Annotated in this window: 18 protein-coding genes; all 18 read left to right on the top strand. The window is 50.0% G+C overall.

Annotated features, from left to right (window positions below; all coding sequences use genetic code 11):
- A complete protein-coding gene (locus B4W65_RS01105) occupies positions 1 to 2,511 on the top strand; it encodes a DUF5686 and carboxypeptidase-like regulatory domain-containing protein (protein WP_158522748.1) in 2,511 nt (836 codons plus the stop codon).
- Between the two features lie 116 nt (positions 2,512 to 2,627).
- Complete coding sequence (locus B4W65_RS01100; protein ID WP_088653261.1) at positions 2,628 to 3,851, top strand: beta-ketoacyl-[acyl-carrier-protein] synthase family protein; 1,224 nt, start codon at positions 2,628 to 2,630, stop codon at positions 3,849 to 3,851.
- Between the two features lie 6 nt (positions 3,852 to 3,857).
- Positions 3,858 to 4,097, top strand: a complete 240-nt coding sequence (locus tag B4W65_RS01095) for an acyl carrier protein (protein ID WP_088653260.1) — start codon at positions 3,858 to 3,860, stop codon at positions 4,095 to 4,097.
- Between the two features lie 22 nt (positions 4,098 to 4,119).
- Positions 4,120 to 5,019 (top strand): LpxL/LpxP family acyltransferase, encoded by a 900-nt coding sequence (locus B4W65_RS01090; protein WP_088653259.1) that lies wholly within the window; start codon positions 4,120 to 4,122, stop codon positions 5,017 to 5,019.
- A gap of 24 nt (positions 5,020 to 5,043) precedes the next feature.
- Positions 5,044 to 6,117: a class I SAM-dependent methyltransferase gene (locus B4W65_RS01085; protein WP_088653258.1), complete on the top strand. Its 1,074-nt coding sequence runs from the start codon at positions 5,044 to 5,046 to the stop codon at positions 6,115 to 6,117.
- A 20-nt stretch (positions 6,118 to 6,137) separates the two neighbouring features.
- Positions 6,138 to 6,560 carry a 3-hydroxyacyl-ACP dehydratase gene (locus B4W65_RS01080; protein ID WP_088653257.1) on the top strand — a complete coding sequence of 141 codons (423 nt, stop codon included), beginning with the start codon at positions 6,138 to 6,140 and terminating at the stop codon, positions 6,558 to 6,560.
- Position 6,561: 1 nt separating this feature from the next.
- Positions 6,562 to 6,987 carry an acyl-CoA thioesterase gene (locus B4W65_RS01075; protein WP_088653256.1) on the top strand — a complete coding sequence of 142 codons (426 nt, stop codon included), beginning with the start codon at positions 6,562 to 6,564 and terminating at the stop codon, positions 6,985 to 6,987.
- 16 nt (positions 6,988 to 7,003) lie between these two features.
- Entirely contained in the window at positions 7,004 to 8,134 is a 1,131-nt protein-coding gene (locus B4W65_RS01070) for a beta-ketoacyl-[acyl-carrier-protein] synthase family protein (RefSeq protein ID WP_088653255.1), read from the top strand.
- Entirely contained in the window at positions 8,131 to 8,685 is a 555-nt protein-coding gene (locus B4W65_RS01065) for a 3-oxoacyl-ACP synthase (protein WP_146697679.1), read from the top strand. Before B4W65_RS01070 ends, B4W65_RS01065 begins: the two co-directional genes overlap by 4 nt.
- A 17-nt stretch (positions 8,686 to 8,702) precedes the next feature.
- Entirely contained in the window at positions 8,703 to 8,960 is a 258-nt protein-coding gene (locus B4W65_RS01060) for a phosphopantetheine-binding protein (protein ID WP_088653253.1), read from the top strand.
- Positions 8,961 to 8,973: 13 nt separating this feature from the next.
- The gene (locus B4W65_RS01055) at positions 8,974 to 10,173 is read left to right on the top strand and encodes a beta-ketoacyl-[acyl-carrier-protein] synthase family protein (protein WP_088653252.1); all 1,200 of its coding nucleotides are present in this window, start codon (positions 8,974 to 8,976) and stop codon (positions 10,171 to 10,173) included.
- Between the two features lie 3 nt (positions 10,174 to 10,176).
- Positions 10,177 to 11,196 (top strand): beta-ketoacyl synthase chain length factor, encoded by a 1,020-nt coding sequence (locus tag B4W65_RS01050; RefSeq protein ID WP_088653251.1) that lies wholly within the window; start codon positions 10,177 to 10,179, stop codon positions 11,194 to 11,196.
- A gap of 4 nt (positions 11,197 to 11,200) precedes the next feature.
- Complete coding sequence (locus B4W65_RS01045; RefSeq protein ID WP_158522747.1) at positions 11,201 to 11,968, top strand: polysaccharide deacetylase family protein; 768 nt, start codon at positions 11,201 to 11,203, stop codon at positions 11,966 to 11,968.
- The gene (locus B4W65_RS01040; protein ID WP_088653249.1) at positions 11,965 to 12,603 is read left to right on the top strand and encodes a LolA family protein; all 639 of its coding nucleotides are present in this window, start codon (positions 11,965 to 11,967) and stop codon (positions 12,601 to 12,603) included. The genes B4W65_RS01045 and B4W65_RS01040 overlap by 4 nt, the downstream gene beginning before the upstream one ends.
- Positions 12,566 to 13,186: a hypothetical protein gene (locus tag B4W65_RS01035; RefSeq protein ID WP_146697678.1), complete on the top strand. Its 621-nt coding sequence runs from the start codon at positions 12,566 to 12,568 to the stop codon at positions 13,184 to 13,186. Before B4W65_RS01040 ends, B4W65_RS01035 begins: the two co-directional genes overlap by 38 nt.
- A complete protein-coding gene (locus tag B4W65_RS01030) occupies positions 13,183 to 13,551 on the top strand; it encodes a hotdog family protein (protein ID WP_088653247.1) in 369 nt (122 codons plus the stop codon). Before B4W65_RS01035 ends, B4W65_RS01030 begins: the two co-directional genes overlap by 4 nt.
- Positions 13,529 to 14,713: a DUF2062 domain-containing protein gene (locus B4W65_RS01025; protein WP_088653246.1), complete on the top strand. Its 1,185-nt coding sequence runs from the start codon at positions 13,529 to 13,531 to the stop codon at positions 14,711 to 14,713. The genes B4W65_RS01030 and B4W65_RS01025 overlap by 23 nt, the downstream gene beginning before the upstream one ends.
- Entirely contained in the window at positions 14,714 to 18,553 is a 3,840-nt protein-coding gene (locus B4W65_RS01020; RefSeq protein ID WP_088653245.1) for a trifunctional MMPL family transporter/lysophospholipid acyltransferase/class I SAM-dependent methyltransferase, read from the top strand.
- Position 18,554: the final 1 nt, after the last annotated feature.

The following is an 18,554-nucleotide window of genomic DNA, read 5'->3' as shown; positions in this document are numbered from 1 at the left end:
GTGCGGTTGCTGAGTAAGACCATTCTGCCTTTCGTTTTGTTGTTGTTGGCTTCGCCCTTCCTGGCTCAGCAAAAGGGTATTGAAGGAAGGGTGCTTGATGCCTCAACGCTGGAGCCGATAGCCTTCGCCAATGTGTCCCTACCCGGGCACACAATTGGGACCACAACGGATTTAGAAGGTTTTTTTCGACTCAACATCGCAGTCGATGCCGATAGTTTGGCAGTCAGTAGTCTCGGCTATCAAAGTCAAAGCAAAGCTTTGGCCAGGGGGGTGTTTCAAGCGCTTCAGTTTAATCTCCAGCCCTTATCTCTGGCTCTTTCGGAGGTGCGCATAACACCGGGAGAGAATCCCGCTCATGCCATTTTGCGCAAGGTGTGGGCCAACAAGGCCCAAAACAATCCCGATCGCCTGCCCCAGTTTTCCGTGGATGCCTACAGCAAAACAAAGGTATTCCTGCGGTCGATGGGAAGGGATGACGCCGAAGGGGGGGCTGGTAATCAAGCCTTTCGTCGTTTTGGCCTCCAGGCAGATTCGGCGTCGGTGTCTCTTTTGCCGGTGTTTATGAGCGAAACGCTGGTTACAGAAAACTTTCTAAGGAGCCCGCAGCGTTCGAAGACGGAGCTCAAGGCCACGCAAACGCGAAGTCTCGCTGATGAAGATGCCGATGTTGTGACCCAGCTCATTCAAAAAAGCAGCAATTTTAATTTCTACAACAACCACGTTCGTATTTTCGACCGAAACTTTGTGTCACCGCTCTCTACTTCGGGACTGTTTTACTATAAATATTACCTGGTCGACTCCCTTTATCTCGACGGACATTATGCTTACGAATTGCGGGTGGTTCCGCGCCGGGCGGGTGATCTTGTTTTCAGCGGTACGGTTTGGGTCAACGACTCGACCTTTGCTCTTAAGCGCTTGTCGCTCGAATTGGGGAAAGAGGCGAACCTTAATTTTGTAGATCGCATTCGCCTTCAGCAGGATTTTAAGCCGGTTGAAGGAGGCGTGTGGTATCCTTCCGGTACCAGGGTTTTGGCAGATGCCGTCAACATCTTTGTCCATACCGGGATAGTCTACAATAATTTCAACATAAGTCATCATGAAGTCGGATTCTTCGATCGTTCGCTGAGTCTGCCAAAAGAAGAGCGTGAAGGAGACCTGGGCGATTGGGACCAGCTGCGTCCGGTGCCCCTGGATACCATGGATCTTGCGGTGCTGGAGCGCATCGATGGGATGCGGGATGTAGGGCGTATTCGTTTTTTAGCCGGCTTGGTCAATATGTCGGTCAAGGGCTATTACAATCTGGGCGCCTGGGAACTGGGCCCTTATTTGCTGTTTTATAATTTTAACGAGGTAGAGGGACATCGATTTCGTTTGGGCTTTAAGTCCAACCAGAACTGGAGCAGGGACTGGATGGTGCAGGGGCACTTGGCTTACGGGACCTACGACAGGGATTTTAAGTACGGTCTTAAATTGGAGCGTTTTCTCCATCGGGAGTCGTGGACCAGGGCGGGGCTGCAACTGATGCACGATGTGGAGCGTCTGGGGGCTGAGGACGATTTTCTTTCGGAGGGACTGTACAGTTCCTTTGCCCATTCTTTTGGGGGGACCAATCGCCTGAGCAGGGTGAAGTTGGGTCGATTGTGGCTCGAGAGAGATCTTTTCAGGGGCTTTACGCAGCAGCTTTCGCTTAAGCTTAAGCACCACCAACCCATTGGCTCCGATTTTAATTTTGCTTATTATGCCGACGATGCCCGCAGTCAAATCCAGTCTGCCATGCAGCTCGCCGAGTTGGGCCTCGGCTGGCGCTATCGGCCGGGTGCCACTTTTTTTACCGACAAGAATGTGCGCCTTCCGGTTGCTTTTAACAATTTGCCGACTTTGCGAGGTGCTTACGATTTGGGATTGGAGGGATGGACCGGGGGAGCTTTTCGTTACCACCGATGGTCGCTGGGTGTAGAGCAGCAAATCTTGTTGGGAAGCCTGGGCAGTTTGTCCTACGACCTGGGTTTCACCAAGATTCACGGGCGACTTCCCTGGCCCCTGTTGACGGTGTTGCCTGCAAATGAATCTGTTTTCAGGACCGAGAAGACCTTTAATATGATGCGCTATGGAGAGTTTGTGGCCGACGAGTCGGCCACCCTCTTTCTGACCTTCCGTCAGGATGGTTTCTTTTTGGATAAAGTGCCATTGGTCAGGCGTTTGCATTTGCGAACGGTGGCTACGCTAAGCCTTGCAGCAGGGCGCCTCGCGAACGAAAGTAATGGGTTTTACGATGAGCAAACTCATCCCGAAGGTTTGTTGCCTGCTTTTAATGCTGAGGGAACAGCTTACAGTCGTTTTCAGGTTTTGGATTGGGAACACCCCTATTTGGAGCTGTCTTACGGAATCGAAAACATCCTTCAGCTTTTCCGGGTGGAGGCCTTTCATCGTTTGTCTCATTTGGATGCCAATGAAACCGGGTCTTTACCCGCATCCTTTGGGCTCAAAGTGGGGGCGGTCTTTCGCTTTTAAATCGTTTGTATTATTGGTTTTTATTAGTAGTTTTGTCTGCCTTTCGGCCTCGTTTTTATTGGGAGTGAGACAGGAAGGCCCCCTGATGAAAAACTTGAAAACCCTAAAAATTCAGAGTGAGAAGAGTTGTTATTTCTGGTGCTGGAATTTATTCCACAATCGGACTGGACCTGAACAGTGTTGCAGATTCTTTGTACAGTGGGAGATCTGGGATTGGTATTGATGAGCGGCGCAAAGAATTTGGTTTTCGCTCAGCGCTAAGCGGGATGCTTGATAGGCCAAATTTAAAAGGCTTGCTTTCCAGGAGGGAGCGGGTAGGCCTGCCTGTTCAGGGCGAATATGCTTATATGGCTACGATGGAGGCGCTCGGAAATGCCAAAATTGATCTGGATTTTCTGAAAAGTCATGAAGTCGGGATCCTATATGGAAACGACAGCTCCTCCATTCCTGTAATAGAAGCCATTGATGTCATGCGTGATAAGCGCGACACTTCGCTGATTGGTTCGGGCTCTATTTTCCAGTCGATGAATTCTACAGTAAGTATGAATTTGTCGGTCATCCTTAAACTTCGCGGTATAAATTTAACCATTAGTGGGGCCTGCGCCAGCAGTTCGCACGCTATTGGTCTTGCCCATTTGTTGATATCCGGAGGGTTTCAGGACATTATTATTTGTGGCGGGGCCCAGGAGATCAATGCCGAATCGATGGGCAGTTTCGACGGACTGGGTGCCTTTTCTATTCGCCAGGATGAACCTGCCGCAGCCTCCAGACCTTTTGACAGGGAACGCGACGGTTTGGTTCCCAGTGGTGGTGCGGCCACAGTGGTTGTGGAAAGTCTCGAGTCGGCCCTGAAACGGGGAGCGCCAATATTAGGGGAGATTAAAGGCTACGGTTTTTCTTCCAACGGAGAACACATTTCAGTTCCCAATGTGGAGGGGCCTAAGGCCTCCCTGGTTAAGGCATTGAAGGCCGCAGGAATGCAGGCTTCCGATATTGATTATGTGAATGCCCACGCAACCTCTACTCCGGTGGGTGATTTGAACGAGGGGAAGGCTCTTTTGGAGGTGTTTGGTGCCTGTAATACCCCCGTCAGTTCGACCAAAGGGATGACTGGCCATGAAATGTGGATGGGGGGCGCCAGTGAAATTATTTATTCTTTGTTGATGATGGAGCGCGGTTTTGTTGCACCCAACCTGAATTTTTCTGCTCCCGATGAGGCCCTTGCTCAACTTAATGTGGTTCCCGAAACCCTTGAAATGGAGTTGAATACCGTTCTGTCCAATTCCTTTGGTTTTGGCGGCACCAATTCCACCTTAATAGTATCAAAATTTCGAAAATAGAAGTATATGCAGAGAGCGGAGATTGTAAGAATAATCAATCAGTTTTTGGCTGAGGAGTTTGAGATTTCGGAAAGTGCTTTGGTTCCGCAGGCCTTGTTGATTCAGGATTTGGGGATTGAAAGTCTCGATTTTGTAGATATTGTGGTAATTATTGAGCAGGAGTTTGGATTCAAGGCCACGCGGGAAGATATGCTCAATGTGAAGACCCTGGACGATATGTATGATTTTATCGCATCCAGGGTGTAAACCAGTATTTTGATACGCCGGCATGACTAAATGGTCTGGAAAAACACGAGGAGGAACCTTTGGCTATAAGTTCTTTATCCTATTGATCCAATACAGTCACCGGAAGGTGGTCTATGGCTTTTTACGGCTGGTGGCCCTTTATTATTTTTTCTTTGCCCGTAATCCATCCATTGTTTATTACTTCAAGCGTATTCAAAACCAAAGGACCTGGAAGCTTCAGCGGAGTGTTTTTCGTAATTATGTGCTTTTGGGCCAGGTGCTTATTGATAAGATTGCTTTTTTGGTGAAGCCCCAACCTGGTTTTACTTTTGATTTTGATGGGGAGGAGCACCTGAGGACCATGGTGGCCGGTGGAAAGGGTGGTTTGCTGATAGGTGCACATATGGGCAATTGGGAGGTGGCCGGCAACTTACTGGACCGTTTGCAAACCAAGGTCAATGTACTCATGTTGGATGCGGAACACGAAAGAATAAAAGCTCTACTGGCAGCTCACCATGTGGTAAGGAACTTTCAGGTTATACCCATCAGTTCTGACTTCTCTCATCTGGAGGCCATTAAAGCTGCTCTGGGGCGCAATGAACTGGTGGTCATGCACGGCGATCGTTTTGTGGAGGGAAATGGGGTGGTTGGTCTGCCTTTTTTAGGTAAGGAAGCCCGTTTTCCGGTAGGTCCCTTATATATGGCCAGTAAATTTAAGGTGCCGGTATCCTTTGTCTTTACGATGAAGGAAGGTTCCACGCATTATCATTTTTATGCCTCGAGCCCCAGGACTTTTGCCTATCCGGCACGTGTTAAAACAAGGCAGATTGAACTGGCTGCCATGGTTCGGACCTATGTCGATGAACTGGAGCGCATGGTGCGGAAGTATCCGGACCAATGGTTCAACTATTTTCCCTTTTGGGAAGAGGAGGAAAACCTGTGATAAACTTAACTTGAAAATATAATTATGGAATGGACCTACGGATCGGACGATAAGACGGCCTTGCAAGCCAAGTACGATGCCCAAAAGATAGCTTTTGGGCCCATTATGTTTCAGGCGGCCAAGGCTTTGCGCGACTTGGGGATACTGGAGCTCATCAAAAGCAAACGCAAGCAGGGCATCCGGATAGCCGATGTGGCTAAAGAACTGAATTTGTCGGTGTATGGCGTAAAAGTGCTCCTGGAAGCGGGTTTAAGTCTCGAGCTGGTTAAAGTAGAAGAAGGCCTTTTCCAGATAACCAAAACCGGATGGCACATTCTTTCCGATGAACTGACACGGGTCAATATGGATTTTACCCACGATGTTAACTATTTGGGTATGTTTAGTTTGGAGGACTCCATTAAGGAGGGCAAGCCTACCGGTTTAAAGGTGTTTGGTGATTGGGATACGGTTTATGAGGCGCTTTCGGAACTGCCCGAAAAGGCGCAGGAAAGCTGGTTTGCCTTTGATCATTTCTATTCTGACTATGCCTTTCCCGAGGTGCTGCCCCTGGTGCTTACCGAAGGGGTGAAGAAGGTGTTGGATGTGGGCGGCAATACCGGTAAGTTTTCCATACGTTGTGCCGAATTTAAGTCCGATGTGGAGGTGCAGATTCTTGATTTGCCGGGTCAGTTGAAAAAGGCTTATGAGAACATAGCGCAGCATGGTTTTCAGGACAGGATCACAGGCGTGCCCCTCAATTTGCTGGATCATTCCATTCCCTTTCCGAAAGGGGCCGATGTCATTTGGATGAGTCAGTTTCTGGATTGTTTTTCGCAGGAAGATGTGCTGGCCTTACTCCGGAGAGCTGCGGCAGCTTTGGATGCGAAGGGTTCCTTGTTCATTATGGAAACCTACTGGGACAAGCAAAAGTTTGAGGCCTCGACCTACAGTTTGCATGCCACCTCGCTCTATTTTACCAATATTGCCAACGGTTGCAGCCAAATGTACCATTCGGACGACATGCTCGCCTTAATTGACAAGGCGGGATTGGAAGTGGTGAATAGTTTTGAGGATGTAGGGGTTAGTCACACACTTTTCCAATGTAAGCTGAAGGCTTAAGGGGACAAAACAACGATAGCATGAAAGCGCAAGCCCCAGATATAAAGACCCTGATTCCACAAGCCGATCCTTTTGTGATGGTTGGCGAGGTGGTGGAAGTAGCAGGAAAAGGCATTGTCACCTCCACCCTTATCGGGGCCGATAACCTCTTGGTACACGGGGACCGTTTTACGGCCTATGGTCTGTTGGAGAATATTGCACAAAGTGCAGCGGCATTAAGTGGTCATGAGGCCATGAGCAGACAGGAGCCTGTAAGGCGTGGATTTATTGGCGCGGTTAAAAACTTTAAGGTCGGGACCCTGCCCTTGGTAGGTTCACGCATTGAAACCCATGTGGCAGTGGTCGACAAGGTGTTTAATGTGGACATCATTCGGGGGGAGATCGTTCAAAATGGCCAGACGCTCGCCGAGTGTGAAATGAAAATATTTCTGGAGGAAGTTTAAAATGGAGAATAGCCCCCTGGTAAACAGAACGACAATAAGGGTTCGCTTTAGCGAGGTGGATGCTATGGCCATTGTATGGCACGGCAATTACGTGAAGTACCTGGAGGATGGCAGGGAGGCTTTTGGCCTGGAGCATGGGGTAGGATACAACGAGATTTACGCCATGGGATATACAACGCCCATTGTTAAAATGGAGTTGAGTTATCTTCGGCCGGTTAAGTATGGAGAGGAGGTGGAAATTGAGACCCGCTTTGTGAATAGCGAGGCCGCTAAGCTCATTTTTGATTATCGGATTTATAGAAAGTCGGACCAGGAAGTGGTGCTCAAGGCGCGCACGGTTCAGGTTTTTCTTGACCTGGACGGCAATATGGAATTAAACATTCCGGCTTTTTTCCAGCAATGGAAGGAAAGCAAGGGATTGGTTTAAAATAGAAAAGGAAAACATGGCAGTTTATGTGGAAAGCGGAAGCATTGTCTCAGCACTGGGGTTTTCGGTAGAGGAAGTCTTTACCCGGGTTTGGCAAGGCCAATCGGGCCTGGCCTGTGATGTGGAGGGCCCTTACTCAGCAGAACCCGTAATGCTTTCAAAGGTCGATGCCAACAGGTTGGAGGAGGCGACAGAAAAGGTGGCTCCGGCCTTTGTGGGTAGTCGTTTTGAAAAGATGCTCCTGGTGGCTTTGCAGCAGGCGCTGCAAAACAGTGCCGTTCGTCTGAGCGATCCGGCGACCCTGCTTATTTTTTCCAGCACCAAGGGGAATATTGATTTGCTGGACGCAAGCGACCCTGCTTCTCTTGAACTGAATCTTTGGCATTCGGCCCGTCTGGTGGCCAATCATTTTAATGCCGCAAATGCCCCGTTAATTATTTCTAACGCCTGTATTTCGGGTGTTGCTGCCATGGTGGCCGCACAGCGGATGCTGCTCAGCGGTGCCTACCGGCATGCTGTTGTGGTGGGGGCCGATGTGCTTTCGCGCTTCATCGTTTCCGGCTTTCAGTCCTTCAAGTCGCTGAGTCCCGAACGATGCAGGCCCTTTGATGCCCGACGCGACGGGCTTAATTTGGGAGAGGCTGCAGCCGCAATGGTTTTGAGTGTGGATAAGCCCAAAGGGCAAAAGGAAGGGATCTGTTTGTTGGGTGGTGCCATGCACAACGATGCCAACCACATTTCTGGTCCCTCCCGAACAGGCGAAGGCTTGTTGGCGGCCATTCGCAATACGGTAGGGTTAGAGACAGTCGATTTTATTTCGGCCCATGGAACAGCTACCCCTTACAACGACAATATGGAGGCGGTGGCCATCTCACGGGCCGGATTGGCTCATGTACCGGTCAACAGCCTTAAAAGTTTTTTCGGCCACACCCTGGGTGCTGCTGGCTTAATTGAAAGTATGGTTTCTCTGGAGGCCTTGAAGCGCAATGTGGTGGTGGGGACACTTGGTTATGAGCAACACGGGGTGTCGGAGGCGATCAATGTGGCTGCGGTCAATTTTGAGCGGCCCTTGCAAACGGTTTTAAAGCTGGCTTCGGGTTTCGGAGGCAGCAATGCCGCGGTGTTATTTAAAAAGGAGAGCTTGTGAAAACATTAAGGAAAGTGCATACGGCCAAGGAAACTGTATCGGTCGACGGGAACGTGGTATTCCGTTATGAAGGCGAGGACGGTTTTGCCGGTTTTGCCCGGGCGCTGTATCGCGACAGAGCAATGGCCTATCCCAAGTTTTACAAGATGTCGGATATGTGTAAGTTGGGATTTTTAACGGCCGAAGTCTTGCTTCAAGACCATAAGCTGCCCGCAGACCCTGGTCGCACCGCCATTGTGCTGGCTTGCCGTTCGGCTTCTCTTCAGGCCGACAGCCTTTATCAGGAAAGTATGGCCGAAATTCCCAGTCCCGCTCTTTTTGTGTACACCCTTCCCAATATTGTAACCGGCGAATTGTGCATTCGACACAAAATTCAGGGGGAAGAATTGATGTGGATTCAGGAAGATTACAATGAGCCCTTCCTGCGCTCGTATGCCGATTTGTTGTTGCAGGGAGGCACGGTAGATTGTTGTTTGTGTGGCTGGATCGATTTTGCGCCAGATGGCGAATATTTGGCCAGTTTGAATTTGTTGGAGCGAGAAGTTTTATAACCGTTAATAATTATGCTATGAATAAAGAACTACAGGAAAAATTGAAAGTGCAGTTGATTGAGCAACTGAACCTGGAGGATGTGGAACCCGACGACATCGACAGCGCTGCACCCCTTTTTGGGGATGGACTGGGACTGGATTCCATTGATGCATTGGAAATCATTGTTTTGTTGGAAAAAGAATACGGTATTAAGATCGCCGATCCGGCCAAGGGCAAGGATGCGATGCAATCCATTGCTGCCTTGGCAGATTTTATCGAGGCAAACACCCATTAGCAGAAAAAGGTTTATGGCGCAGCAGATTGTGGTAAGCGGACTCGGGATTATCTCGGCCATCGGGAACTCGGTTGCCGAAAACCTGGCCGCCCTCAAAGCCGGGCGATCGGGTATAGGACCAGCGGAACACCTGGCCAGTCGTCGTAAAAGCGACTTTATGCTGGGAGAGGTGAAACTGAGCAATGCGGATTTGATGAAAATGCTGGAGGTGGACCCTGAGGAGGCCTCTAAACACAGTCGCACCAGTCTGTTGGCGCTGGCAGCCGCAGGAGAAGCCTGCAGGGATGCCGGTCTGGATCTGTGGGACGGTGATCGAGGTCGCCTGGCATTGGTGTCGGCAACCACGGTGGGCGGAATGGATAAAACCGAGCGCGGTTTTGCCCGGCGTGATCAGGATGCCTCCTTTATTCACACGCATCCCAGTGGCGACGCCACCAATTTGGTCGCCGCCTATCTGCAATTGCTGGGTTACCGCACCACTTTGTCTACAGCCTGCTCCTCGGCCGCCAATGCGCTGATGCATGGCTTTCGTTTAATACAAAACGGGCTGGCCGATAAGGTGGTAGCCGGTGGAGTGGATGCTCTTTCCGTTTTTACCCTCAATGGTTTTAATGCCTTGATGATACTCGATCAGGAATGGTGTCGACCCTTTGACGAGCATCGCAAAGGACTCAATCTTGGTGAAGGGGCCGGTTTTCTGGTGCTGGAATCGGCCGAGTCGGCGGCAGAACGCAAGGCCAAAGTTTATGGGCGCCTGAGCGGCTTTGCCAACAGCAACGACGCTTTTCATCAGACCGCCTCCTCGCCCGAGGGTGATGGGGCCACAGCCGCTATGGAAGCGGCCTTGCGTAAAGCAGGTTTGCAGGCCGGCGACATCGACTACATCAATGCCCACGGCACAGGCACAGCCAACAACGACTTGTCCGAAGGCAAGGCCTTGAAGCGGGTTTTTGGGGCGCAAGTCCCGCCCTTTGCTTCCACCAAAGCTTATACCGGACACACCCTTGGTGCAGCTGCAGGCATTGAGGCGGTATGCTCTGTTTTGGCGCTGGAGCAGGGCCTCTTGTTTCCCGGACTCAATTTTAAGACGCCCATACCAGATTTGGACTTGCAGCCGCTTACCGAGCTGAAAGCCTCCCCTGGCATACAGCACGTTTTGTCTAATTCCTTCGGATTTGGCGGCAATTGTTCCACCCTCATCTTCTCCAAATAAGCTATGCAGATATTCATTCAATCATCGGAAGCCATCAGCTGTCGCGAGACCTTTAATCAAAAGGGCTTTTGGGAGGGCACACTCCGCGATGAAGGAGATGCTGTTCGCCCCATGCTCCATCCGGATTACAAACAGTACATTAAGGGACCTTCGCTGCGGCGCCTGAGTATGGTGTTGCGTGCCGGGGTAGCCTCCGCTGCTTCCTGCTTGCAGCGTGGCGGGGTGGATCGACCGGACGCCATAGTGGTGGGTACAGGCTGGGGCTGTCTGGAAGATACCACCCGTTTTTTGAGTCAGTTGGTGGAAAATGAGGAGAGTTTATTGAATCCGACCCCTTTTATACAATCGACCCACAATACCATAGCGGGACAAATTGCCTTGTTGTTGTCCTGCAAGGGGTACAACATGACTTTTACCCAAAAGGCCTTGTCCTTTGAGACGGCCTTGCTCGACGCGTGGATGTTGATGAAGGAGCAGGAAGTCCGTCAGGTGCTGGTGGGCGGGGTGGATGAGTTCAACGACGAAACCAGGGCCCTGATGCAGCAGGAAGGCTGCTTGTCAGACCGCTTCTTTTATGGAGAGGGGGCCACCTTTTTTCTGCTGGATACGCAGGCGCAAGACGCAGCGGTGGAGCTGGCCGGGATGAGATTGGTTTTTGACCAGGAGGAGGCCGCTGCATTGGCGCAGAACCTGCAAGATTTTTTAGAAGAGCAGCAAGTGGCACCCGGGGCTATTGATGTATTGGTCTCCGGGGAAAGGGGAAGTGCCCCTGCTCAGGGCGTTTATAAAGAAGTGGAAGCCATGTTGCCGCAGGCCTTGGTCTTGCGCTACAAGCAATGGACCGGGGAGGCACAAACCGCCGCTGCGCAGGGATTGTTTTTCGCAGAGCGGGCGTTGAAATCACAGGGGGTGCCGGCCGGTGATGGGCTGTCGTCGGTGGCCGACAAGCAGCTGCATTACGCATTAGTACTTAATCATACACAAAAGGAGGGCACATCGTTTGTTCTGTTGCATAAGTCATAAAGGGTTGTGGTGGCTTCTTGGCTTCCTGGCTGTGGGTTTGTTCCTGGTTTTTTGGCCCTGGTCCGCAGTTCTGCAGCCGGTGCTCAGTTGGGTACTGGGCTTGGCCTTTGTGACTTTTACCCTGTGGGCTTCGGCCGATATTTGTTCGGGCATTTACGTAAAGGCTCATTGCAGCAACTCCAGGCAAACAGGTGCTGTGGCCCTGACCTTTGACGATGGTCCCTGTGCACAAAGTGAGGAGGTGCTGGACCTTCTGAAAGACTATGGCGCAAAGGCTACTTTTTTTGTGGTGGGCAGTCGCATGGAAGGCCAGTACAAGTTGCTTTTGCGCTTGTTGGCAGAGGGGCACCAATTGGGGAATCACACTTGGGCGCACCGTTCGTGGTTTCCCTTGTTGCGACCAGCACAGATGAGGAAAGAAATCATGCAGACCCAGACCGAGATCGAAAGGGTAAGTGGTCGGACCTGTCGTTTTTTCAGACCTCCTTTTGGAGTGACCAATCCTCTTTTGGCTAAGGCCTTAAAAGGCAGTGGTATGGATGTTGCAGGATGGTCGGTACGTTCATTCGACACCCGAGGAGAAGCTCCTGAGGTCGTTTTTAAACGGATTACCCGTCGCCTCAAAGGAGGCGATGTGGTTTTGTTGCACGACACCTCAGTGCCAGTGGTGCCGGTGCTTAAGCTTTTATTGCCCTGGTTGGCACAACATAATTTACAGTCATTAACCCTTGATGCCTTTTGGGCTGAGGGTGCTAAAAAACAGCCAATATGAAGTGTTTGCTCTGTCTTGTTTTCGTCTTTTCTCTGGCAATAGGCCGGGTGGCGGCTCAGCCAGCCGGCTATACGCTGGTGGAGGATGCCTCTGCTCTGGAGCAGGAATTTCGTGGAAGTGCCGCCACGGTTCGATCCATCAGCAGTTCTTTTGTTCAGGAAAAAAAGTTGGCCTATCTCGATGAAGTGGTTGAGAGCAAGGGGGCTTTTTGGTACCGCGACGACAATAGTCTGCGTTGGGCTTACGACAGTCCTTTTCATTACCTTATTGTGATCAAAGACGGCCGGTTCTTCATCAAGGATCAGGGAGAGGTCAAGGTGTTCGACGTGAAATCCAATCCTGCCTTTAAGCTTTTAAACGATTTGATCATCAGCATAGCTAAAGGCAGTGTTATGGGTGATCAGCGTTTTGATCTCCAGGTTTATGAAGGCGCCCGGGATTATTTGCTGGTGATGCAGCCCCGAGATGCGCAATTGAAACAGTTTATTCAGCAAAGCGAGGTGTATTTGGATAAGGAAAGCCTCTTGGCCCTAAAGGTCATTATTAGGGAAAGCGAAACGGATTTTACCCAGATTTCATTTGTAAACCGAAAAATGAATGAGCCGATTGAGGATGCTGTTTTTGATGTTCGCTAGTGCCTGTTGGCTCAGCTTGCATGCCGGTCCCCCCGACAGCCTCAGTGCCGGTCCGTCCGGTGTTTTGGGCGCGGCTTACGATTCCTATTTGTATCAGGCGCGCATAGGCTTTAAAGCGCATCGCTTTTCGGGCTTGATACTGATTAAGCGCTTGCCTTCCGACGGGTCTATTCATACTGTATTTATGTCGGAGTTTGGTTTAACCCTGCTCGATGTCCGTTACCGGGATGATGAGTTTACAGTCGTTTCCGGGAAGGATTTTCTTCAGGATCCACGCTTGTTAAAAGTTCTTTTTAATGATTTCAGGCTCTTGTTGCAGGATTTTTCTCAGGTCCCCGGCCTCGATTCGCAGCAATGGGTGTTGGGTGAAAAATTAAAGTTCAGGCACCATGGGGGCACTTTCGTTTATCGCTTTCAACAGGGTTTTGAGGTGAAGGAGGCGGTGTGGCGACGCGGTTTGTTTCCGCACGTACGAATGAAGCTGGAGCGGAATGAGGCACAACAGGTCCAAAACATTCATTTCGGGCACAGGGGCCTGCCTTTGCGTGTTGAAATGAACTTGGTTAAATATAAGGGATTATGACGACGAAGAATTTGTATTCGTACGAACTCACCGCAGTGGGGGAGACGCACTTAGAGGCGAAGGTGGTCTTTAACGCCACACACCCCTTATATAGGGGACATTTTCCGCAGGCACCTGTTACGCCCGGGGTTTGCCAGATGCTTCTGGTAGCCGACTTATTGTCCGAAGTATTGCAGCGACCGGTGGAACTGGAGCATGCGCGCGATGTCAAATTTTTATCCATGCACAATCCAGAGGAGGATAAGGTGCTGGTGGTTAAGATAAAGTTTGGAAAACAGGAAGGTGAAGTCCTTGCAGTAAATGCCGAAATATTGGTTGAACAACGAAAAGTGCTGAAGCTCAATGGAAGTTACCGAATCAACTAGGTCTCTGGCCAACTTGTTTGTGCAACACCAATGTTGTGTATTGATTCCTACCTACAACAACGCTCAGTTTTTGGGGGCTGTTTTGCAGGATGTGGGCCGCTATTGCAACGACATTGTAGTGGTTAACGACGGCAGTACCGATGCTACCCTGTCGGTTTTGGCGCAATTCCCCGGGGTGCAGGTGCTCAGTTATCCCAAAAATCGGGGTAAGGGGCATGCCTTGAAGAGCGGTTTTCGCTTTGCCTGGCAAAAGGGCTACCGCTACGCCATCAGCATTGATTCAGATGGCCAGCATTATGCCAAGGATCTGGCGGTGTTTCTGGAGATGTTGGAGCAACATCCCAACGCCCTCATTGTGGGTGCGCGCAACCTCAACCAGGAGAATATGAACAAGCAGAGCTCTTTTGCCAATAAATTCTCCAATTTTTGGTTTAAGGTAGAAACCGGTCTTGACCTGCCCGATACGCAGTCGGGCTACCGTCTTTACCCACTGGAGGCCTTGCACAAAACTTCTTTTTTTACCAGTCGCTATGAGTTTGAAATAGAAGTAATGGTGCGCAGTGCCTGGAAGGGGGTGGAGTTATTGGCCGCCCCAATTGATGTCTTCTATCCGGTGGCAGAGGAGCGTGTTTCTCACTTCAGGCCTTTTAAGGATTTTTTCAGAATCAGTGTTTTGAATACCGTATTGGTGCTGATGGCCTTCTTTTACCATCATCCGCGTCGGGTATTTAATGTTTACCGGAAAAAGAATTTGCGGGATCTTTGGCGGGAGCTGCGACAATCGCTGTCTCAGCTGTCCCCCAAAAAAACAGCCCTGTCTGTAGGCTTTGGTGTTTTTATGGGCATCTTCCCCATTTGGGGCTATCAGTTGCTGGTTGGTTTTGTTTTGGCACATTGGTTTTCTTTGCACAAGGGGCTTTTCTTTGTAGCTGCCAACATCAGTATTCCCCCCATGATTCCCCTTATTTTGTATTTGAGTTATGTAACGGGCAGTTATATGCTCGGTGCTGGTTCCTGGCAAGTTAATTTTGATTTGTCTCTGGCTGCCATTGGTGATAACCTGCTGCAGTACTTAGTTGGTGCCGTTGGGTTTTCCGTGCTGGCCGGAACTGCAGCCGCTTTTTTTTCCTATTTGTTGCTCATTTTAAGAAAGTCTAAGTAAATGGGAGCCTTGTTTGTTCGCTTATATACCTTTCTTTCCGGACGTCTGCGTTTTTTTGTGGGGGGACTGTTTTTGCTGGTGGTGTTTTCGCTCGTTTTGCTGCTTCGGGTGGGGTTTAAAGAAGATGCCAGTTCCATTATTCCTCGCGATGAGCGGATTAATGCCATCAGCGATGTTTTTAACAGTTCGGAGTTGGCCGATCGGATTGTGGTAACTTTTTCGCTGTGCGATTCGGCCAAGACAGATCCTTTAAAGTTGCTCGAAGCCGGACGGGCCTTTTCTGATTCCCTGTCGCACTTTCAAGGGCTGATTGAGGGGGTGGAGTTTGCGGCGGACCAGCAACAAGCCCTGGCGGTATTTGATGTAGTACAGGCGCATTTGCCTTTTTATTTGTCCGACAAAGATTATGTGTATCTGGAGGGCTTGTTGAACGACTCCAGTATTATGGCCCGGGTAGAGGCCGGTTATCGAAGCCTGATTTCACCGGCTGGTTTTGCTACCGGACGTTTCTTCTTTAAGGATCCTCTGGGGATAGTGGCTCAACAGGTAAAGCAACTTTCTGCTTTTAATGTGGATGAGAATTTTGAAATCTACAACGGGCACATCTTTACCCGTGATCACCGAAATCTGCTGCTCTTTATAGATCCGGCTTATCCCGCCTCCAATACGCGCGAAAATGCGACTTTGGTACAGGGGCTCCTGGACTTGGGTGAGCTGGTCGATGGGCAATTTGAGCCGGTGGGGGTTCAGGTTTATGGAGGTACGGTGGTGGCTGTGGAAAATGCCCGGCAAGTGAAGACCGATATTGTTGTTACAGTAGGCATTTCCCTGGTCTTTTTAACCTTACTGTTTTGGTTTTATTTTCGTCAGCTGCGGGTTTTACTCTTTTTATTTGTGCCCGTTGTTATTGGGGCTGTAGGAGGCTTACTTTTCTTATCGCTGCTGCGTGGTGAGGTTTCTGTGATTTCGTTGGGCGTCGGGGCCATTTTGTTGGGCATCTCGGTCGATTACGCCTTGCATGTTTTTACCCATTTTAAGGAGGCCGGGTCGATTAAGGAGACCTTGGGAAAGGTCGCAGCTCCAGTGGTTATCAGCAGTATAACGACGGCTTCGGCCTTGCTTTGTATCTCTGTTCTTAAGGCAGAGGCTCTGGAGCAGTTGAGTCTTTTCGCCACCTTTGGTATTTTGTTCTCGGCAGCAGCCGCTTTAATTGTTCTTCCGCAGCTGGCACGCTTTCTTAAGCCAAAGCAAAAAACGCCCAAGACTTCCTTTTTCAGTTGGGTTGCCGCCTATCCTTTTCATACTCGGCCTTACTTGGTTTTCGGAGTCTTGATTTTCAGTGTTTTTCTGGCGGTTTTTGTCCCCCGGCTCCGTTTCAATGGCGATATTGCTGCCCTTAATTATCAATCGGATGAGGTGGGGCGTGCCGAACAGGCCTTAAAACGCATCAGTGCTCAGGCCAACAGCAATGTGTTTGCTTTTTCTGATGGTCAAAGCCTGAATGAAGCACTGGAGCATGCAGGTAAGCGGGCCGCTTTTTTTGAGGCTTTACAAACCGAAGGCAGCGCTACGGCATTGGTGTCGGTAGCGGGCCTGGTTCCCGATACGGCCACTCAACTTCAAAAATTGGCGCAATGGCGGTCTTTTTGGACCCCGTTGCGACAGCAGCAGTTGACAACATCTTTGGCTGAGGCTGCCCGGCACTATAAGATTAAGTCCGAAGCCTTTACTGCTTTTACCGACCTGGTGGCACGGGACATCCAAACGCAGCGACCCGAAGTTCTTCAGGAAGCCTTTGGCGAGTTAACCGGTAACTACATAACCCGCTCGGGCGAAACCTATTATGTGGCTACCGTATTAAAAGCGGCGGAAGGGGAAAAGCATGCGTTGCTCGAGCGGTTGGCAGCAGAACCTGATCTGGTAATTTACGATCAGCAGTTGTTCATCAATAGGCTGCTCGACATACTAAAAGAAGATTTTAACAAGCTGTCCCTGCTCTCCATGGGCGTGGTTTTTTTGGTTTTGTTGTTTTATTTCGGCCGCATTGAATTGGCGCTGGTCACTTTTATTCCAATTTTGTTGAGTTGGTTATGGACCTTGGGGTGGATGGGACTTCTGGGTTTGTCTTTCAATATTTTCAATGTGATCATTTCCAGTTTTATTTTTGGATTGGGCCTGGACTACAGCATATTTTTGGTCAGTGGACTGGCCGATGATTACAAGTATGGCGCCGTCCCTCTTGTTCGATTCAAATTGTCGGTATTAATGTCGGCACTCACCACTTTGGGTGGTTTTGGCGTGTTGGTCTTTGCCCAGCACCCGGCCATTCGGTCTATAGCCTTGGTGTCGATCATCGGAATTGGTTCGGCCCTGGTGATTACCTTTGTGTTAACGCCTTTTCTATTTAACTGGCTGATTGCCAAAAAAGGAATAAAGCGAAAGCAGCCGGTGGTGTTGCGGCATCTGCTCTTTTCTCTTTTGGTTTTTGTGGTGTTTTTATTGGGCGCCCTGATCATGACCTCTCTGCTGCCTTTTCTTGTGTTGCTTCCCCTAAGTCGGAGTCGTAAAAAGTACATTATGGCCTGGCTGATCAGTCGGTTCTCAAGGGCTATTGTAACCTTGGTTTTTCCCATCAAAAAGCGCTACCTGGGTTTTGAAAAGCTGGATTTTTCAAAACCGTCGGTGCTCATCAGCAACCACCAGTCGCACCTCGACTTGGTTTTGCTTTTAATGTTGCATCCTAAGATCATTGTTTTCACCAATGAATGGGTTTACAATAATGTGTTTTACGGCGCTTTGATTCGTTTTGCCGATTATTTTCCCGCCTATCGGGGCCTGGAGGCGGGTTTTGGCCGCCTTCAGCAAAAGGTCCGAGAGGGCTATTCGGTGTTGATTTTTCCAGAGGGGCATCGTAGCCCCGATGGCCGGATTCAACGCTTTCACCAAGGTGCTTTTCGGGTAGCCGATGAGCTGGGACTAGAAATTCAGCCTTTGGTATTGCACGGGGCTTACGATTGTTTGCCCAAAACAGAGTTCCTGCTCCGTCCGGGTACCATCACACTGCAGGTGCTGGATCGGATACGGCCCGAACCCGAGCTAACCTCTGCCGGTGTTACCTACAAAAAGCAGTCTCGCAAGGTTTGCGCACAGTATCGCGACACCTTGGCTGAGCTGGAGCAAGCCTGGGCCAGTCCGTCCTATTTTAGAAACTTATTGTTGAATCAGTATTTATACAAAGGGCCTGTTTTAGAGTGGTATGCCCGAATTAAAATCGGGCTCGAAAAGGATTACGCCTATTACGACCAGTTGCTGCCAAAAGAGGGAAAGATTGTGGATGTGGGGTGTGGTTATGGTTTCCTTTGTCAGCTTTTGCGCCTGCGCTCGAAGGAAAGAGAAGTGCTGGGTTTGGATTACGATGAAGAAAAGATTGCAGTTGCTCAAAATTTGGGATTAAGAGATGAGGGCCTTCAGTATAGGGCAGTTGATGTCTCGAAAGCTCCGCTCCCTTCAGCCAAAGCCTATGTTTTCAACGACGTGTTGCACTACCTTCCGAAGGAACGGCAATTGGACTTGATTGAGGAGGCCCTGAATGCGATTCCTGATGGCGGCCTGGTGGTGGTGCGTGATGCAGATACAGATATGAAGCGGCGCACGCTGATGACCCGATGGACGGAGTTTCAGTCGACACGCTTGTTTCGCTTTAACCGAACCGAAAACGAGTTGTCGTATTTGTCGGGCCGCGATATTATGGCCTTGGCACAAAAACTTGGGGTGTCGTGCACGGCTGTGGATAAGGCTTATTTGGGCACCTCCAATGTGACTTTTGTAATGCGCAGGTGAG

The sequence above is a fragment of the Geofilum rhodophaeum genome (assembly GCF_002210225.1).
Classification (GTDB): domain Bacteria; phylum Bacteroidota; class Bacteroidia; order Bacteroidales; family Marinilabiliaceae; genus Geofilum; species Geofilum rhodophaeum.
This window is presented reverse-complemented; position numbering and strand designations above follow the sequence as displayed.

Excerpts from the sequence above, each read along its gene's own strand:
- B4W65_RS01095 (WP_088653260.1), top strand. The coding sequence starts at position 3,858 with ATGCAGAGAGCGGAGATTGTAAGAATAATCAATCAGTTTTTGGCTGAG.
- B4W65_RS01090 (WP_088653259.1), top strand. The coding sequence starts at position 4,120 with ATGACTAAATGGTCTGGAAAAACACGAGGAGGAACCTTTGGCTATAAG.
- B4W65_RS01085 (WP_088653258.1), top strand. The coding sequence starts at position 5,044 with ATGGAATGGACCTACGGATCGGACGATAAGACGGCCTTGCAAGCCAAG.
- B4W65_RS01080 (WP_088653257.1), top strand. The coding sequence starts at position 6,138 with ATGAAAGCGCAAGCCCCAGATATAAAGACCCTGATTCCACAAGCCGAT.
- B4W65_RS01075 (WP_088653256.1), top strand. The coding sequence starts at position 6,562 with ATGGAGAATAGCCCCCTGGTAAACAGAACGACAATAAGGGTTCGCTTT.
- B4W65_RS01070 (WP_088653255.1), top strand. The coding sequence starts at position 7,004 with ATGGCAGTTTATGTGGAAAGCGGAAGCATTGTCTCAGCACTGGGGTTT.
- B4W65_RS01060 (WP_088653253.1), top strand. The coding sequence starts at position 8,703 with ATGAATAAAGAACTACAGGAAAAATTGAAAGTGCAGTTGATTGAGCAA.
- B4W65_RS01055 (WP_088653252.1), top strand. The coding sequence starts at position 8,974 with ATGGCGCAGCAGATTGTGGTAAGCGGACTCGGGATTATCTCGGCCATC.
- B4W65_RS01050 (WP_088653251.1), top strand. The coding sequence starts at position 10,177 with ATGCAGATATTCATTCAATCATCGGAAGCCATCAGCTGTCGCGAGACC.
- B4W65_RS01040 (WP_088653249.1), top strand. The coding sequence starts at position 11,965 with ATGAAGTGTTTGCTCTGTCTTGTTTTCGTCTTTTCTCTGGCAATAGGC.
- B4W65_RS01035 (WP_146697678.1), top strand. The coding sequence starts at position 12,566 with ATGAGCCGATTGAGGATGCTGTTTTTGATGTTCGCTAGTGCCTGTTGG.
- B4W65_RS01030 (WP_088653247.1), top strand. The coding sequence starts at position 13,183 with ATGACGACGAAGAATTTGTATTCGTACGAACTCACCGCAGTGGGGGAG.
- B4W65_RS01025 (WP_088653246.1), top strand. The coding sequence starts at position 13,529 with ATGGAAGTTACCGAATCAACTAGGTCTCTGGCCAACTTGTTTGTGCAA.
- B4W65_RS01020 (WP_088653245.1), top strand. The coding sequence starts at position 14,714 with ATGGGAGCCTTGTTTGTTCGCTTATATACCTTTCTTTCCGGACGTCTG.